Source organism: Allosediminivita pacifica (assembly GCF_003054175.1).
GTDB classification, from domain to species: domain Bacteria; phylum Pseudomonadota; class Alphaproteobacteria; order Rhodobacterales; family Rhodobacteraceae; genus Allosediminivita; species Allosediminivita pacifica.
In genome coordinates this window covers 1-16,421 of the sequence record NZ_QBKN01000020.1, presented here as the reverse complement: position 1 = coordinate 16,421, position 16,421 = coordinate 1, and the positions used below count along the sequence as shown (strand labels likewise).

The 16,421-nt window shown below is 66.1% G+C and carries 21 protein-coding genes; 16 read left to right on the top strand and 5 right to left on the bottom strand.

Annotated elements, in window-relative coordinates:
• Positions 1-94: 94 nt before the first annotated feature.
• From C8N44_RS15165 to C8N44_RS15145, 5 genes are read left to right on the top strand one after another with little or no spacing between them, the layout of a single operon-like run.
• Positions 95-526 (top strand): hypothetical protein, encoded by a 432-nt coding sequence (locus C8N44_RS15165; protein ID WP_107977622.1) that lies wholly within the window; start codon positions 95-97, stop codon positions 524-526.
• Complete coding sequence (locus C8N44_RS15160; RefSeq protein ID WP_107977621.1) at positions 523-1,200, top strand: MotA/TolQ/ExbB proton channel family protein; 678 nt, start codon at positions 523-525, stop codon at positions 1,198-1,200. The genes C8N44_RS15165 and C8N44_RS15160 overlap by 4 nt, the downstream gene beginning before the upstream one ends.
• Entirely contained in the window at positions 1,193-1,570 is a 378-nt protein-coding gene (locus C8N44_RS15155; protein ID WP_170121094.1) for an ExbD/TolR family protein, read from the top strand. The genes C8N44_RS15160 and C8N44_RS15155 overlap by 8 nt, the downstream gene beginning before the upstream one ends.
• A complete protein-coding gene (locus tag C8N44_RS15150; RefSeq protein WP_107977619.1) occupies positions 1,570-1,968 on the top strand; it encodes an ExbD/TolR family protein in 399 nt (132 codons plus the stop codon). Before C8N44_RS15155 ends, C8N44_RS15150 begins: the two co-directional genes overlap by 1 nt.
• On the top strand, positions 1,965-3,086 hold the full coding sequence (locus tag C8N44_RS15145; protein ID WP_107977618.1) for an energy transducer TonB family protein: 1,122 nt from the start codon (positions 1,965-1,967) through the stop codon (positions 3,084-3,086). The genes C8N44_RS15150 and C8N44_RS15145 overlap by 4 nt, the downstream gene beginning before the upstream one ends.
• A gap of 34 nt (positions 3,087-3,120) precedes the next feature.
• Here the strand turns inward: C8N44_RS15145 and C8N44_RS15140 are convergent, their stop codons facing one another.
• Genes C8N44_RS15140 through C8N44_RS15125 form a run of 4 tightly spaced genes read right to left on the bottom strand, consistent with a single transcriptional unit; the run spans position 3,121 to position 6,666 of the window.
• Positions 3,121-3,879, bottom strand: coding sequence for an ATP-binding cassette domain-containing protein (locus tag C8N44_RS15140; RefSeq protein WP_107977617.1), 759 nt, complete (start codon positions 3,877-3,879; stop codon positions 3,121-3,123).
• Entirely contained in the window at positions 3,876-4,820 is a 945-nt protein-coding gene (locus tag C8N44_RS15135; protein WP_107977616.1) for an iron chelate uptake ABC transporter family permease subunit, read from the bottom strand. The genes C8N44_RS15140 and C8N44_RS15135 overlap by 4 nt, the downstream gene beginning before the upstream one ends.
• Complete coding sequence (locus C8N44_RS15130) at positions 4,813-5,751, bottom strand: iron chelate uptake ABC transporter family permease subunit (RefSeq protein ID WP_107977615.1); 939 nt, start codon at positions 5,749-5,751, stop codon at positions 4,813-4,815. Before C8N44_RS15130 ends, C8N44_RS15135 begins: the two co-directional genes overlap by 8 nt.
• Positions 5,752-5,760: 9 nt before the next feature.
• A complete protein-coding gene (locus tag C8N44_RS15125) occupies positions 5,761-6,666 on the bottom strand; it encodes a siderophore ABC transporter substrate-binding protein (protein ID WP_107977614.1) in 906 nt (301 codons plus the stop codon).
• Between the two features lie 134 nt (positions 6,667-6,800).
• Between C8N44_RS15125 and C8N44_RS15120 the strand changes: the two genes are divergently transcribed.
• From C8N44_RS15120 to C8N44_RS15110, 3 genes are all read left to right on the top strand, one after another.
• Positions 6,801-7,091, top strand: coding sequence for a DUF2218 domain-containing protein (locus C8N44_RS15120; RefSeq protein ID WP_107977613.1), 291 nt, complete (start codon positions 6,801-6,803; stop codon positions 7,089-7,091).
• A 118-nt stretch (positions 7,092-7,209) separates the two neighbouring features.
• Positions 7,210-7,641 carry a hypothetical protein gene (locus C8N44_RS15115; RefSeq protein ID WP_158274065.1) on the top strand — a complete coding sequence of 144 codons (432 nt, stop codon included), beginning with the start codon at positions 7,210-7,212 and terminating at the stop codon, positions 7,639-7,641.
• A gap of 115 nt (positions 7,642-7,756) precedes the next feature.
• Complete coding sequence (locus C8N44_RS15110) at positions 7,757-8,227, top strand: Dps family protein (protein WP_107977611.1); 471 nt, start codon at positions 7,757-7,759, stop codon at positions 8,225-8,227.
• Between the two features lie 104 nt (positions 8,228-8,331).
• On the opposite strand, the gene C8N44_RS15105 is transcribed toward C8N44_RS15110, so the two are convergent.
• Positions 8,332-10,332, bottom strand: coding sequence for a TonB-dependent receptor plug domain-containing protein (locus C8N44_RS15105; protein ID WP_170121093.1), 2,001 nt, complete (start codon positions 10,330-10,332; stop codon positions 8,332-8,334).
• A gap of 202 nt (positions 10,333-10,534) precedes the next feature.
• On the opposite strand from C8N44_RS15105, the gene C8N44_RS15100 reads away from it, so the two are divergent.
• The 8 genes from C8N44_RS15100 to C8N44_RS15070 all read left to right on the top strand — a co-directional run bounded on the left by C8N44_RS15100 (position 10,535) and on the right by C8N44_RS15070 (position 16,067).
• Positions 10,535-11,599: a hemin-degrading factor gene (locus C8N44_RS15100; RefSeq protein WP_107977610.1), complete on the top strand. Its 1,065-nt coding sequence runs from the start codon at positions 10,535-10,537 to the stop codon at positions 11,597-11,599.
• Between the two features lie 24 nt (positions 11,600-11,623).
• Positions 11,624-12,535: a heme/hemin ABC transporter substrate-binding protein gene (locus C8N44_RS15095; protein WP_107977609.1), complete on the top strand. Its 912-nt coding sequence runs from the start codon at positions 11,624-11,626 to the stop codon at positions 12,533-12,535.
• 4 nt (positions 12,536-12,539) lie between these two features.
• Positions 12,540-13,607 carry a FecCD family ABC transporter permease gene (locus C8N44_RS15090; protein ID WP_107977608.1) on the top strand — a complete coding sequence of 356 codons (1,068 nt, stop codon included), beginning with the start codon at positions 12,540-12,542 and terminating at the stop codon, positions 13,605-13,607.
• Between the two features lies 1 nt (position 13,608).
• Positions 13,609-14,391, top strand: a complete 783-nt coding sequence (locus C8N44_RS15085; RefSeq protein ID WP_107977607.1) for a heme ABC transporter ATP-binding protein — start codon at positions 13,609-13,611, stop codon at positions 14,389-14,391.
• Between the two features lie 158 nt (positions 14,392-14,549).
• On the top strand, positions 14,550-14,708 hold the full coding sequence (locus C8N44_RS23415; protein WP_158274064.1) for a hypothetical protein: 159 nt from the start codon (positions 14,550-14,552) through the stop codon (positions 14,706-14,708).
• Positions 14,705-14,878 carry a hemin uptake protein HemP gene (hemP, locus tag C8N44_RS15080; RefSeq protein WP_170121092.1) on the top strand — a complete coding sequence of 58 codons (174 nt, stop codon included), beginning with the start codon at positions 14,705-14,707 and terminating at the stop codon, positions 14,876-14,878. Before C8N44_RS23415 ends, hemP begins: the two co-directional genes overlap by 4 nt.
• Before the next feature lie 75 nt (positions 14,879-14,953).
• Positions 14,954-15,214 (top strand): DUF1289 domain-containing protein, encoded by a 261-nt coding sequence (locus C8N44_RS15075; protein WP_107977606.1) that lies wholly within the window; start codon positions 14,954-14,956, stop codon positions 15,212-15,214.
• A gap of 97 nt (positions 15,215-15,311) precedes the next feature.
• On the top strand, positions 15,312-16,067 hold the full coding sequence (locus C8N44_RS15070; protein WP_107977605.1) for a metallophosphoesterase family protein: 756 nt from the start codon (positions 15,312-15,314) through the stop codon (positions 16,065-16,067).
• Positions 16,068-16,421 lie beyond the last annotated feature (354 nt).

Genomic DNA, 16,421 nt, shown 5'->3' with positions numbered 1-16,421 from the left:
AGGTCCCGCCAGATCCGGCCTCGTGCCGGCAGCCAGTGGCCTGCCAACTTGTAACGAGATGTCTCGTTTCACCCAGACCGGCAGGAGCCCAACCATGACATTGGCCAGATGCGCCCTTTCCGCTGCGCTTGCGCTTTCCCTCGTTGCCCCCTCCGTCCAGGCGCAGGAAGAAACCGGACCCCGGCTGTCCATCGAACTGAACGCCACCGAACAGGTCGACGAGTCCTGCCGGATGAGCTTCCTGATCCGGAACGGACACGACGCGGATGTCGAAAGCGCGGTCTTCGAGGCGGTGCTGTTCGATGCTGAAGGCCGGGTCGACCGTCTGACCCTGTTCGATTTCGGCACGTTGCCCGCGGGCCGTCCGCGCGTCCGCCAGTTCCTGCTGTCGAACCTCGATTGCGGGTCGCTGGGCCAGGTGCTGATCAACGGCGCCGAAACCTGCCAAGCGGGTGAGCTTGGCGAAGCGGCCTGCACCGAGGGCCTCGAACTCAACAGTCGTGCGGGCGTGGAGCTGATCGGATGATTGCGGGTATTGCCACTGAAATTCAGGACCTTCTGGTCCGCATCTTCGACCTGGGCGGCCCTGTCGTCCTCATCATGGTCGCTCTGTCGATCCTCACGCTAGCTGTGGTGATCTACAAGCTCTGGCAGTTCGCAAAGGCCGGTGTCGGGCGCCACAAGGCGCTGCGCCACGCGGTCGAGGCCTGGGACGCGGGCGACCGGGCCACGGCGCTGTCGCGGCTCGAAACCTCGCGCAGCTACCTGCGCCCGGTGGTGGCGATGGCCATGTCGGGGCAGGAGGATCGCGGGCGGCTTGAGGCCGAGGCGGAGCATCGCTTCGCACGGCTGGAAAAGGGCTTCCGCCTGCTCGATTCCGTGGCGCAGCTGGCGCCGCTGCTGGGGCTGTTCGGGACGGTTCTGGGCATGATCTCGGCCTTCCAGGCGTTGCAGGAGGCAGGGTCTCAGGTCGATCCCTCCATCCTTGCCGGGGGCATCTGGGTCGCACTGCTGACCACGGCGGCAGGTCTTGCCGTTGCCATGCCCACTGCCGTGGTGCTGAGCTGGTTCGAGGCGCGGATGGATGCCGAGCGCGTGCTCGCTCAGAGCGCGCTCTACACGATCCTTGCACCCGAAGGCGCCAAGGCCCGCCGCGACGTGGGCTACGTGCAGCCTTCCGGCGCGGCCGCCCATGCGTAGCACCCGCCGTCGCCGCAAGCTCTCCATGACGTCGCTGATCGACGTCATCTTCCTGCTGTTGCTGTTCTTCATGCTGACCTCGACATTCACCCGCTTTGCCGAGCTCGATCTGGCGGCGGCCTCTGGCGGAGGCGGCGCGTCGGAGACGCGGCCCGTCTTCCTGCGGCTCGCCACCGAGCGGCTGAGCTTGAACGGGCGGGACCTGACGGTCGAGGAACTGCCGGAACGGCTTGGCGAGCAGGTGGGCGAGGAGGGCGTGCCTGTGCTGGTCTCGCTCAACGGAGAGGTGACAGCACAGCGCCTGACCGACGTACTGGCGGCGTTGCGCGGGGTCGAGGGGCTTCGCGTCACCGTCCTGGGAGGGTCGTGATGCGGGCACGTCGTCAGAAGACAGAGCGCGAGCCAACCATCGCGCTGATCAACATCGTCTTCCTGATGCTGATCTTCTTCCTCGTGGCGGGCACGCTGGCCCGGCCGCTGGATCCGGACCTGAGCCTTGTGAAGACAAGCGATCTCGACCAGGCACCGCCAGCGGATGCGCTGGTGATCCACGAGGACGGCAGCCTGAGTTTCCGTGGTGAGGATATCGCCGATATCGAGAGCTTCATGCCGGTTCTTGACGAGGCGATGGGCGAGGAGGCCCGCGCCAAGGTGCGGATCGTGCCGGATCGCGATGCGCCGGCCGCGCGGCTCGTCGCAGTCGGACGTGCCCTGCAGGATGCGGGGGCCGAGCGCGTTGTGATCGTCACCGAAAGGGGACTGGAATGATCGCGAGATCCCGCCCGGTCAAGTTGGCCGCCTTCATCGTTGCGGTCAGCGCCCATGCCGCTGTCGCGCTGGCCATCATGTCCCGCGAGGAAGTGGAAGTCGAAGGGGCGGCGGGCGGCTCCGATGTGCGGCTCGGGACGTCGTTTGCCGACATGGTTGCCGGAACGATGACGGCGGAAGAACCTGTCGAGACAGTGGAGCCGGAGGCGCCGGAGCCCGTCGCCGAGGCTGAAGAGCCAGAGCCCACGCAGGCAGAGCGCGCCGAGACGGCAGAGCCCGAGCAGGTTCAGGAGGCACCGTCAGAGCCCGCCGAGCAGGCCCCCGTGGCGGACCGTCCAGACGCAGAGCAGGCCGAGGAATCGGCGCCTGCGCTGGCGCTGACTGCCGGGGAGGCCGAGCAGGTCGGGGCAGCCGAGGCCGAAGAGGCCGAGATTAGCGAGACGCTGCCCTCGGCCCCGGAAGCTGCGGAGCCCGTCGAGCGGGCCGAGCCAGTCACGCCGCAAGCCGAACCCGTTGAGCCGGTTGAAAGTGCTCCGGCCGAAGAGGCTACACCGGAAGAGACGGAGACCGCCGAGGCCGAGACGCCGGAGGAAACGGTGACGGGTGAGGAGCCCGAAAGTGCGGCGGTTTCGCGGTCCTTGCGCCCGCAGCGGCGTACGCCCGAGTTCGAGGAGGCCCACCGGCCCGAACCCGAGCCGGAGCCGCGGCGCCAGCCGGATCCCGAACCCCGTCAGCAGGCGACGCAGAGCCAGCGCGGCAACGCCCAGCAGAACGCAACCGCCGGCTCGGCGCAGGGTCGCGAGCAAGGCACGTCGCAAAGCAGCGGGCAGGGTGGCCAGTCGCAGGCCCAGGGCAACGCGGCGGCGAGCAACTATCCCGGTCAAGTGATGCGTCGCCTGTCGCGGGTACCGCGTCCGCGGGTCGCTTCGCGTGGCACCGCAGTGGTGTCCTTCACCATCTCGTCGGGCGGCGGGCTGGCTGGCGTGTCGCTGGCGCGCAGTTCGGGCTCTTCGGCGCTCGATCGTGCCGCGGTGCGCATGGTGCAGCGCGCGGCGCCCTTCCCGGCGCCGCCGCAGGGCGCCCGGCGCAGCTACTCCATCAACATCCAGGGGCGGTGAGTGCGGGCCCGCCTTGGCGGGCCTGCCAAGCGCCTCAGCGGGCGACGACCACGGGCCGCCCCTCGTGCCGCAGCACCTGGAAGGGCGTGTCGAAGACCTCGCGCAGGGTCTCGGGTGTCAGCAGCGCCGCGCTTTCCTCGTGGGCGAAGACACGTCCGTCCTTCATGGCGACGATCCGGTCGGCCCAGCCTGCCGCTGCGTTGATGTCGTGCAGCACGATGACGATGCTGCGGCCCTGTTCGCCGCGCGACAGGCCGTGCAGGCGCGCCATCAGGTCGCGTGCGTGGCGCGGGTCGAGCGCGTTGAGCGGCTCGTCCAGCAGCATCCAGGGCGTATCCTGTGCGTAGGCCATGGCAATGAAGGCGCGCTGGCGCTGTCCGCCGGAAAGCGTCTCGAGCGACCGGTCGGCGAGATCGTCGAGGGCGAATGCGGCCAGCGCCGCCCGCGTCTTGTCGTTGTCCTCGGTGGTGGGGCGCCCCCGGTGGTGTGGCCAGCGGCCGAAACCAACCAATTCCGCCACCTTCAGGCGGCTGACGACTGTCGGCGATTGCTGGAGCAGCGCGACGGTGCGGGCCCTCTCGCGAGAGCTCGCGGCGTAGGGATCGAGGCCGTCGATGGTGACGCTGCCCTCCGAGGGTTGGTTCAGGCCCGAGACGCAATGCAGCAGCGACGACTTGCCCGCGCCGTTCGGGCCGATCAGGGCGGTGATGCCGCCACGCGGGATGGTCAGGTCGATGCCGTGCAGGATGTCGGTCTGTCCTGCACGATAGGCGAGGGCGCGTGTCTCGATCATCTGGGGCCCTTTCGCAGCACGAGGAAGAGGAAGAGAAGACCGCCAAACAGCTCGACCACGACCGACAGCGCGGACTGCCGCTGCAGCAGCCGCTCGAAGACGAACTGCCCTGCGACCAGGATCAGTGCGCCGATGATCGCCGCAGAGGGCAGCAGGATCGCGTGCCTGTGCGTGTCGGTGAGCTGGCGGGCGAGGCTTGCGGCCAGCAGGCCGAGGAAGGTGATCGGACCGACAAGCGCTGTCGAGACGGAGATAAGGGCTGCGGCGAGCATGAGCGCGACCAGAACCACGCGGTCATGTCGGAGCCCGAGGCCCCGGGCCGTGTCGCGCCCCAGTCCTGCCACGTCGAGCGCCGGCGCCATGCGCAGGGAGGCGAGCAGGGCAAGGCAGAGGATTACCGCGGAGACCGCGAGCTGGGCTTCGTCCACGCGCCCGAAGGTGGCGAACATGGCCTGTTGAACCACCGCAAAATCAGAGGGCTCGAGCAGGCGTTGGAGCATCTCTGCCATCCCACGCAGCAGCAGGCCGAGGATCACCCCTGTCAGGATCAGGCGGGTCACGTCACCGGAGACACTGCGCAGAAGCCCACCGAACAGCAATGCGGCGGCGCCCATGAGAAGGCATGTCTCGAGCGCGAAACGCAGCGCGCCGGGCACCTGCGCGAGGCCGACGCCTCCGAGGAGCATGACCAGCAACGTCTGAAGCAGCACGAAGAGAGAATCGAAGCCCACGATCTCGGGGGTGAGCAGCCGGTTCATGGCGACCGTCTGAAAGAGGATCGTCGCCGTGCCGGTCGCGGCGCCCACGCAGATCAGGGCGCCCAGCTTGGCCGCGCGCAATTCCAGGATGAAGCCGTAGGGTGCACGCAGGTGCCAGGCGAGGAAGCCGCCGCAGAGCAGCAGCAGGGCCAGCCCCAGCCATATCATGCGACGTTCAGCCATGTGCGCGCCTTCCTGGGCGGGCATTCAGAAGCCAGAGGAACACGGCCGCGCCGAAGACCGAGAAGATCGTGGCGGCCGGGATCTCGAAGGGATAGCGCACGATGCGGCCGATCACGTCGGCGCCGAGCACAAGCGCCCCGCCCCCAAGTGCGATGAGCGGCAGGTTTGCGCGCAGATTGTCGCCCTTCCAGCGTGAGACGAGGTTCGGTGCCACCAGGCCGACAAACGGGAAATTGCCGACGGTCACCATGACCAGCGCGGTGATGGCGGCGACGATCACGAGGCCAAGGACCCGCGTCTGCCCGTAGTCCAGCCCGAGGCTGCGGGCCTGCGCGGCGCCCAGTCCCAGCAGGGTGATGCGGTCGGCAAGCACGTAGAGCACCACTGCCAGCGCGGCGATACCCCATAGCCACTCGTATCGCCCCTGCATGACGCCCGAGAATTCTCCCAGCCTCCAGGCCCCGAGGAACTGCATGAGGTCAGTGGCCCAGGCGATCCAGGTGCAGACGGCGCCGATGATGGCGGCATAGATCATGCCGACGATGGGCAGGAGCATGGGGTCGGCCCGCGGGACCCGTGCGGCGAGGGCGAGGAAACCGGCCATGCCGACAAGTCCGGCCGCCGCCGCGACACCCATCTTGAGCGCGATGGCCGCGCCCGGAGCAATCAGGGTGACGGCCAGCATGCCGAGCATCGCGGATTCAGGGGTGCCGGTCAGCGAGGGTTCGACCAGCCGGTTCTGCACCACGAGCTGCACCACGACGCCGGCCAATGCCAGTCCGGCGCCAGCAAGAAGCGCGGCGAGTGTCCTGGGCAGACGGCTGACCAGCAGAAGCCAGCCGCCATCCCCTTCGAACAGCGATGCCGCACCGATGCCGAGGCTGAGTCCGATCAGCCCCGCCAGGGCGGCCGCGATCAGCAGCCGGGTCATCACGGGTCGTCAGCTGCCGGCGTCTTCGAAAGCGGCGATGAGCTCGTCGAGCGTATCCATCATGGCCTGCGCCCCGCCGCCCGCGATATAGAGCGGCGCCGGGTCCATCAGGACCAAGTGGTCGTTCTGGGCGGCGCTCGTGCGGTCGACGAGCGGGTTGTCGAGCGTCGCCAACGCAGCCTCGCCCGCGTCGCCGATGGCCGCCGCCCGATCGATGACCAGAAGCCAGTCGGGGTCGGTCTCGGCGATGAATTCAAAGGAAACGGCCTGGCCGTGGGTCTCGGCATCGAGCCCCGGATGGGCCTCGGGCAGACCGGTGGCATCGTGGATCCAGCCAAAGCGGCTGCCCGAGCCGTAGGCCGAGATCTTGCCGCCGTTTGTGAGAAGCATTAGCGCGTCTCCCTTGCCCTCGACCGCGGCGGCGGCCTCTTCGATCTTTGCATTGAATTCTTCGGTCAGGGCGGCGGCTTCGTCCTCGAGGCCGAAGAGCGTCCCGAAGGCATCGATGCGCGCGCGGGCCTGACCGGCCATGTCCTCGCCCCAGACGCTCATGTCGATGACGGGGGCGATGTCGGAGAGCGCCTCGGCCTGGCTCGAAGAACGGCCGCCGACGATGATGACGTCGGGCTGCATGACGGCGAGCGTTTCGAAATCGGGTTCGAAGAGCGTGCCCACGTTCTCCGCCTCGCTCGTCGCCTCGGTGAGGCGGTCCATGTAGAGCGGTGCGGGCACACCCGCGATCTCCTGGCCGAGCGCGTTGATCGTGTCGATGGAGGTCACGTCGAAGACAACGACGGTCTCTGGCTCGGACTCGAGTGTTGCGGGGCCGGTCGCTGTTTCAATGGTGACTGTCTCGGCCGCGGCAGGCAGGGCCGAGGCCGCTGCAAAGAGGCCGGCCAGGATGAAATGGCGCATGGATCGCTCCTTCGAAATGGCACGGGCCGGCACGGATCACGGGCCGCTCCGCAAAATCACGATTGGTGCTAGCGGATTGCGGTGGAGAGGGGCAAGCGGTATTCTGACAAAAATGATCAGCAAAAGGTGAGTTCATGGCCATCACGGAAACCGGTGTCTTCGAAACGTCCAACGCCTCGCGTTACATGCAGCAACTCTGCAAGCACTTCGCCCACAAGGTTGAGGTCGAGTACGACGAAAAGCAGGCGCGCGCGGCGCTGCCCGTCGGACCGGCGACTATGAATGCGGATGACAGCGTTCTGCGCGTGAACATCAGTGCCGAGGACGAGGAAGGGCTGGCCCGTGCCCGTCACATCATTGACGACCACCTCAAGCGCTTCGCTCACCGCGAAGATTTCGAGGGCATGAACTGGCAGGCCGCCTGAGCTTTGGTGGGACTGCGACAAGCGGGGCATTGCATTTTCCTGAAAGACTGACAAATAGTGTCGGGAAAGCCGGTTCTGTGTGGGCCGGCTGACGACCGTACCAAGGCCAGAGACCATGATGCCCCAGCTCCAGACCAGCGCCGATCTGCAGCAATACCCGTCCCCTGCTTCGCCGGTCCAGGACGAGCAGGCGACTGCCCTTCTGAACCATCTCCGGATCGTCGGTCTGCAGTGCCGGGCGCGGGCCCGCACGGATCTCTTCCATGCATGTGCAGCACTTTCGGGCGATTCCAACGTGGCCCGCAGCGCCTACGCCGAAGTGCTGATGCGCTGCCTGTCGCAGGCCCTTGGTCGTCAGGCGATCCTGCACCGTCCGGGCGAAGCGGAAGTGTCTTTCGACGAGGCCTGGTTGGTGCGGCTGGCCAAGGCCCTGAACGGCGGCGATACTGCGAGCGCGACGTTCCTTCTGAACTCGCGCGTACCGGTGCATGCACGGCGGAATCTGGTCTTTCTGCTGCAGGGGATCACCGACCAATTTTCTCTGGATTAGAATTATTCTAAAAAGTTCTTGTCACCGTCGGTGAAGTGCTTAAATGGTTCGGCAGGCCAGCCAGCCAGCCGAACGCAAGCCAGCGCGCTTAGTACTTTTTACGAAGGAGGGTGACATGACCCAGACTGCACAATCGCTTTCGACGGACGCGCAGACGCAGATCTGCGACGCCCTGAACCAGTGCGTGGCCGAAACCGCAGTGACCACGATGCTGGCCCAGAATTTCCACTGGAACGTGACCGGCATGGCCTTTGGCCCGCTGCACGACCTGTTCCAGAAGATCTACGAGGATCACTTCGAAGGGCAAGATGACCTTGCCGAGCGCGTTCGCGCCGTGGGTGGTCACGCGGAGGGCACGCTGGCCGGGATGGTCAAGCGTTCCAAGGTGACCGAGGTCGAAGATGCGCCGGCGGACAAGGAAATGATCCGCATCCTCAAGGAAGCGCAGGAAACCGTGGCCGGTACGCTAGCCGGTGCCGGTGAACTCGCCGCGTCGCACGGCGACACGCTCACCGAGGACCTGTGCATCGAGCGCGGCCGCATCCACGAGAAGTTCGCCTGGATTCTCCGCTCGCACCTGGAGTGATGACAGGCGCCGTAGCCGGCGCCTGATCCGAAAGACGACATCGTTCGCAGAAGACTGCTTTGCCTCGGCGGGGAAACCCGCCGGGGCAAGCTACTTTCAGGGGCTCAGAACAGCTTCGTCAGCGTCAGCTTGAAGTTCCGCCCTGGTGCGGGGCGCGAGTCCGAGGACAGGTGCCCGATGTACTGCTCGTCGGTGACGTTCTCGACGCCGAAGCGCACCTGCGATCCGTCGAGCCAGCCCCGCGCATCGGGTTTCCATGTGGCACGCAGGTTGTGCAGCGTCACGTCATCCAGGTCCTCGCCGGTCGAATCGCGGCGGTCGGCGCTGTGCACGACCTCCCAGCTCAGGTCGAGTTCTTCGCCGAACCGACGGCCCGCGGTAAACTGAAGCCGGTCAGTGGGTGTGTTGCGCCACGTCGTCTCGGCGCCGTTTCCGGCGAATTCCGTTCCCTCGCCATAGTGCCCGTTGAGGTCGAAGTAGACCCCGTTTGCAAGCCCGTAGGAGGCCTCGAGTTCGAAGCCTTCGGTTTCGACGTGGTCCACGCCGGAGTAGCTTGTCACGTCCCAGAGCGTCGTGTCGTAGTAGTTGCCGCGCACCGTCAGGCTGTCGGCTGCGGCGAAGAGATCGGTTCCGGTGTAGGAGGCGCCGACTTCGAAGGTCTGCGACTTCTCGGTTTGGTTCATGTCGGTTGTCGTGACCGTGCTGGACAGATCGTCGATGATCGCCAGACCCTCGGTATAGGCCGCGCTTCCGAAGACCGAGACGCCGTTGTCGAAATCGTAACCGAGGGCGAGCCCGCCCATGAGTGCGTCGTTCTCGAATTTGCCGTAGTCGGACGCGCTTTCTATGGTCGATGTCTCGTAGCGAATCGCCGGGGTGATGGTGAAGCCGCCGATAGACATCTCGTCGATGGCAAACAGTGCGAACCGGCGATCCTCGCCCCCCGGGGCGCTGGCTTCTTCGTTGTCGGCGCGTTCGCGGCGGATCAGTTCGACGCCCGTGAGTAGGTCATGCTCGAGCGCACCGCTGGAAAAGAGCGAGCGGTTCTTCACGGTGAGCTTGGTGGTCTGGTAGCGCTGGTCCGCGTTTGCCAGATCCGCTGCATCGGGGTTGTTCGATGAGCCGGGGATGTACTCTTGTTCGATGTCCTGATCCGAGTAGGAGAGGTTCGCAGTCAGGTCGACCAGATCGTTGCCAAGCGGATTATAGCCATATTCCAGTACCGCTTGGCGGGTTTCGGTTCGTCTATCAACGTTTCCGAACGCAAAGTAGTACGGGCTACGGATCTGATCGTACGGCACATCCTTTTCGTCGGTGACGCTATGCGTGTAGCTGAACATCACCGAGTGCTGGTCCGCTTCGCCGAATATGAAACGACCTTTGGCGAGCGTTGAGGGAGCCTCCGTGGCGCTGTCTGCTATCGTGTTTCCGTCGCCATCCACCATGTTGTCTTGCTGGCGCCAGGCGTAGTTGAGCAGGAACTCGGCGCGCTCGGTCGGTTGCCAGGCCAGGGTGGTCGAACTAACGGCGCCATCACCGTTGCTTGAGAATTCGAAGGTCTGCGACCCGGCCAGGCCGATTTCGCCGTTGGTGAAGTCCGAGGCATCCTTGGTTTCCAGCTTCACCACGCCGCCGACGATGCCCGAGCCGTAGGCAAAGCTGCCGATGGTGCCGCGCAGCACCTCGGCTTCCTTGTAGAGAAGCGGGTCTGTGAAAAGTTGTGTGCCGATGCGGTAAAGCTCTTCGGATCCGACGCTGGCGCCGTCGACCTGAATGGCGACCTTCTGGTCGTTGCCGTAACTCGTGGTGGCCCCGTAGCCGCGGATCGTGATGGCCGAGCCCTGGGGCGTGTTGCCCCCGTTGATGAGCTCCACCGAGGGCACGGAATCGATGAGCTGGGCGATGGTGCTGGCCTGCCGGTCGCTGATCTCTTCCGAGTCGACGACCGTGCGCGACACGGCGCCGCCGTATGACAGGTCGCGTTTGCCGGCGGTGAAGACCAGCGTGCCGAGAAAGCCGCCGCCCTCTTCCTGCGCCGCGGCGGGCGCGGCCAGCGTCAGGCAGACAAGCGCGGTCGTGCCGCGCAGGTAGTGCGATCGGATCATGTGATGTCCCCTTGGATTTTACCCTGGCTGTGCCGGGGCTCGCGAAGGGGCTGGCGCGGCGGCGTCTTGCTGAGTCAGGTTTTCATGTTTTGACGAGTTGCAGCGGATAGGGAGATTGACTAAAACAGTCAAGTAAATTGCGGAGCCACGTCGCCAAAGCTTGCGATGCAGCCTGAGACCGCCCCTCAACGGAAAGGCGCCCATGGCACACGCAGAGCAGAGACCGACCCCCGAGGAGATCCGCGCCGCGCAGGATGATTCGCCGAACCTCCGGGCCCGTGATCTGGCCGACCGGCTGGGTATTTCCGAGGCCGAACCGGTCGCGGCTCGCGTTGGTGACGGTGCGACGCGCCTCCGCGCCCATCCCGACCACCTGATGCCCGCGGCCGAGACGCTGGGAGAGGTGATGGCTCTGACGCGCGTGCCTGCCTGCGTTCACGAGAAGGTCGGCCGCTACGCGAACTACCATCCGGGCCCGCATGCCTCGATGGTGCTCAACGAAGAAATCGACCTGCGGATCTTTCCCAAGCACTGGGTGCACGCCTACGCGGTGGAAGCCGAGGGCGAGAATGGCCCGCGTCGGTCGCTGCAGGTCTTCGATGCGGCAGGCGACGCGGTGCACAAGATCCACATGCGCGAAACCTCGGATCATGCGGCGTGGGCGCAGGTGGTGAGCGACCTCGCGCACGACGATCAATCCGAAGGCCAGGCCGTGGAGCCGCGCCAACCGCCAGAGGCGCCGAAGTCGGTGCCCGAAAAAGCGGATGTTCTGCGCGCGGAGTGGCGGAAGCTGACGGACACCCACCAGTTTCTGCGCCTTTGTTCCAAGCTGAAGATGAACCGGCTCGGCGCCTACCGGATCGCCGGGGCGCCCTTCGTGCGCCAGCTTGAGCCCGACGCGGCGGACCTGATGCTCGAGGCCGTGCGCGATGCGGGCATCGGGGTCATGGTCTTCGTTGGCAACCGCGGCTGCATCCAGATTCATTCCGGACCGCTTCAAACGGTGAAGGCCATGGGCCCTTGGCAGAACATCATGGATCCCGGTTTCAACCTGCATCTGCGCCGCGACAAGCTGGCCGAGCTCTGGGCTGTGGAAAAGCCCACGCAGCGCGGGCCCGCCATTTCGGTCGAGGCTTTCGACGTGGATGGGGCGATCATCTTCCAGGTCTTCGGGATCGGGAAGGAGGGCATGGACAGCCGCCCCGAATGGGGCCGCATCGTCGAAGCTCTGCCCGGGCTTCCAGCCGTCGCGCCCGTTGGCGCGTGATCCCGACAGGCTCAGGAGGACCACATGACCTTCCTTTCCCACAGGACCCACAGTGCCCAGGGCTTCAAGCTGTTCTCCGTCCTCTTGCTGGCGGCGATCCTCGCGCTCTTCGGATGGAGCGTGGCGGACCGGCAGGCGCGGGCGGCCAACCCTCCGGCTGCGGTGCTTTCGCTTGGCGGCGCCATCACCGAGATCGTCTACGCTCTCGGGCAGGGCGATCGGCTGATTGCACGCGATACCACGTCGACCTACCCACCCGAGGCAGAGGCGCTGCCGGATGTGGGCTACGTCCGGGCCCTTTCGCCCGAGGGTGTGTTGTCGGTGGGGCCTGATCTCATCCTCTCCGAAGAGGGGGCGGGCCCGCCAGAAGCGGTGGAGGTCATCCGGGAGGCCTCGGTGCCCTTCGTGACGGTCCCCGAAAGATACTCGGCCGAGGGTGTGCTGAAGAAGATCGAAGTTGTCGGCGCCGCGCTTGAAGTTCCGGACCGCGCCGCCGTACTTTCCGAAGCGGTTGGTGACGCACTCGAAGGCGCAATGGCCCGAGCCGAGGCGCGCGCCGGCGACAGGAAGCGGGTGCTGTTCATCCTCTCCACGCAGGGCGGGCGGATCACTGCGGCGGGAGCAGGCACAGGGGCCGATGCCCTGATCTCCATGGCCGGCGGCGTGAACGCGCTTTCCGATGTCGAGGGGTACAAGCCGGTCAGCGACGAGGCCCTGGTACGCGCGGCGCCTGACGTGATCCTGATGATGGATCGGGGTGGCGATCATGGCATTACCGACGATGCGCTTTTCTCTATGCCGCCCCTGCGCCTGACGCCTGCCGGGGAAAGCCGGTCGGTGGTCCGCATGGACGGGTTGCTGCTGCTCGGGTTTGGCCCGCGCACCGCCGAAGCCGTCGACGGACTGAGCGCCGCGCTTTACGGCGAAGGCTCCTGAGGAGATGGCTGAGCTGAGCGGGGTTGTTCCACCTGTTCGGAACAGGCTTGGGCGGGCGCGCGCGCTACACTGGGGGCTCGCACTGGCCCTGTTGGGTTGCTGTTTTCTGAGCCTTCAGATCGGCGCGGCGGATGTGTCTCTGACTGCCCTGCTGGGCAAGGTTGCGCGGGGCGAGGCGCTTGGCGCGATGGAGCGGATCGTGCTTCTAGAGATCCGCCTGCCGCGGCTGGCGATGGGCGCCATGGTGGGGGCGGCACTGGCCGTTTCCGGCGCCGTCATGCAGGGGCTCTTCCGGAACCCGCTGGCCGATCCCGGGATCGTGGGTGTTGCCTCGGGCGCGGGCCTCGGGGCAATCCTCGCCATCGTTCTTGGGGCGATGTTGCCGGGATGGTTTCTCGCGCTGGCTGGCAACCAGCTTGTCCCCTGGGCGGCCTTCGTCGGCGGCTGGGGGACCACCCTCTTGCTTTATCGGGTCTCGACGCGCGGCGGGCGCACTTCGGTTGCCACCATGCTGCTGGCGGGGATCGCGCTTGGCGCGCTCGCCGGGGCGCTGTCGGGCATCCTTGTCTACATGGCCGATGACCAACAGCTGCGCGATCTGACCTTCTGGGGGCTCGGGTCGCTGGCCGGGGCAAGCTGGGCCAAGGTGCTGGCGGCCGGTCCGCTGATTGCGGTGGCGCTTTGCGTGGCGATGTTCCTTGGGCGCGCGCTGAACGGGCTGGCGCTGGGCGAGGCGACGGCACACCACATCGGGATCGACGTGCAGCGGATGAAGACGGTGGCAATCCTCGCCGTAGCCTGTGCCACCGGTGCTGCGGTCGCTGTCTCGGGCGGCATCGGCTTTATCGGCATCGTCGTCCCGCACCTTCTTCGGCTTGCGTCAGGACCGGATCACCGGATGTTGCTTCCCAACGCGGCGCTGCTTGGCGCCGCACTGCTGATCCTCGCGGACGTCATCGCCCGAACCATCATTGCGCCCGGGGAACTGCCCATCGGAATTGTCACGGCCGTGCTCGGCGCGCCGATCTTCCTCTGGATCCTGCTGCGCCGACGCGGTTTCGTGGAGGTCTGAGATGCTGAGCGCCACCGGTATCGAGGTCCGCTACGGCGATCACCTTGCCCTGAGAGGCATCGACTTCCGGGCCCGGGCTGGTGAAGTGAGTGCCATCGTCGGGCCGAACGGGTCGGGGAAAACCTCGCTGCTTGGCGCCATCACGGCCACAGTGCCCTATCGCGGTGCGGTGATGCTCAACGGGCGCGACATCGCGGGGCAGCGTCCCTGGGAGCTCGCCGCGCAGCGTGCCGTGCTGCCACAGGCGGCACGCCTCGCCTTTCCCTTCACGGTGCTCGAGGTCGTGCGCCTGGGGCTGCAGGCCGGCACCTCCGGTGCCCGCGACGAGGTGCCGATGCTGGCGCTCTCGCGGGTCGGGATGACGGAGCATGCGGGGCGGTCGTTCCAGGACCTGTCGGGCGGCGAGGCGCAGCGCGTCATGCTGGCGCGCGTGCTGGCGCAGGTCTGGGCGCCCGTCGCGGACGGGCAGCCGCGGTGGCTCTTGCTGGACGAGCCTGTTGCAAGCCTCGACATCGCGCATCAGTTGCAGGTCATGGACCTCGCGCGCGATTTTGCGCGTGCGGGCGGCGGTGTCGTGGCCGTGATGCACGACCTCAATCTCACGGCGCTATACTCCGACGCGGTCACGGTTCTGTCGCGGGGGAGGTGCCTTGCGTCCGGGCATCCTCGGGATGTCATGACCGATGATACCCTCTCCGAGGCTTACGGGTGTTCTCTGAGGGTGTCCGTGCCACCGGCCGAGGGGTTGCCTTACATACTGCCCCAGTCGGCGGCGCAATGGTGATCAGCCTGACGCCATTTTTCACCCGCTTTGGTTCGCAAGTTAATCTGATTGTTTTTGTCGGCATTGACAAGCCTGAGTATATTGGTCAGTTTTAAGGAAGTCCAAGCCACCCGGCAGGGAAGCCCGGATCAGTGAGATGACCAATTTACGAGGGTGACATGACTCATTCCCTGGCCGGACGGGACCGAGATCGGGCGCAGGCGCGGATGTGCTGGCGTGAAGTACTGCAGGGCGGCTTGCGGGGCGAGATCGCCGAAGGCTGGACCGTCGAGATGTTGGCGGACCTTGAGCGCGACGTCCGGAGGCCGCTGGCATGACCATGGCAACCCGCGTTCCCCCGACCCGCGATCCGGCGCAGACCGAGGAAGTCGCGACCTACGACGCCCGTGCCCTGATCCCGGACGGCGTTCAGGCGCATATCGTGCTCGACGGGCAGGTCTATACTCTGCGTATCACGCGTGCGGGCAAGCTGATCCTGACGAAATAGGTCGCGCCGACCTACTGAGACCCGCCCCAGCCAGACGCGCGCGGATCCGCGCGCCATGAGCGAGGAAGAAGAGATATGGCCAAGACCCCGAGCCCCTGCATCGATGTCTGCAAGTTCAAACGCGAGGGGCACTGCATCGGCTGTTCGATGACCAAGCCCCAGAAGAAGATGTTCAAGTCGCTGAAGAAGGACGACCAGCGCGAGGCGTTCATCGAGATGCTGATGGCTCAGCAGGAGGTCATGGGGCGCTACCGCCACTGGGCGGTTGCCTACGACAAGAAGTGTCGCAAGAAGAATGCGAAGCTGCGCGTTCTCGAAGGCGGGCGGGCCGCCTGAGCATTTTCCAAGCGCGGCCACCTTTTCCGTGACGTTGGCGGTAAAGTGCGAATTATCTGCCTTGGCATGGTCGAGAAAACGTCCTAGCTGCCGTTAAATGCGACTTTTCAAACGTCTTCGTGCCTCCAAACCGAAATTCTCGGCGCCCCTTGAACCCGAGACCCCCTTCTTTGCGATCGGGGATATTCACGGGTGCGATGCGCTGTTCTCCAAGCTGATCGCGCGGCTCGAAGAGATCGGCCATCCCACCGCCCTCCTGGTCGGCGTCGGCGACTACGTGGACCGTGGCGACGACAGTGCCGCTCTGCTGCGGCGCCTGCACGCCATGCAGGTGGAATTCGGGCCGGAGGTGATGATCTGCCTGAAGGGCAACCACGAAGAGATGATGCTCGGCTTTCTCGATGAGCCTGCCGAAAAGGGGGCGCGCTGGATCCGGCACGGAGGATTGCAGACGCTCGCCAGCTTCCGCTGCTCGCCCCCCTCCGAAAGCGCGCCTGCCGAGGAGTGGGAGGCGGCCCGGGACCGTTTCCGCGAGGCGCTGGGCGAGGAGCTTGAGACCTGGCTTCGCAACTTGCCTCTTATGTGGCTGTCCGGGAACGTGGTGGTGACCCATGCCGGAGCTGACCCGGGCATCCCGATCGACGACCAAGATGACCAGGTGCTGCTCTGGGGGCATCCGGAGTTCGAGGCGACACCCCGCAGCGACGGGACCTGGGTGGTGCACGGGCACACCATCACCGACGATGCCCGCCCGGAGGCGGGGCGCATTCCGACCGATACCGGGGCCTATGCCACGGGGCGGCTGACGGCCGCGCTGGTGGAGCCGGGCTCGGTCAAGTTCTACCACACCTGAGCCGGTGAACGGGACAGTGCGCTGGAGACGAAACGGGTGTCCCGGCCCGGGACATCTGGCCACCTGTACGATTTCAATGGCTTACAGAGACGAATTTACCATTTCTTCATGAACGGCGCGGATCGATCGGCCCATACTGCCGCCGGGCGCGCCGACAGACGGCGCCGCCATTCTCGGCGCCGGTTCTCACCGGGTCCACACCATGAAAAAGGGCGCCCGAAGGCGCCCCTATCACTGGTCAACCACAGGGAGGATCACTTGCCGGTGCGGTCTGTGACGGCGGCAGCGGTCTTGTAGATGATCGCGAGGTCGCGGCGGAAGGAGACGGTGGAGAGGTAGCGCACGTCCATGGCC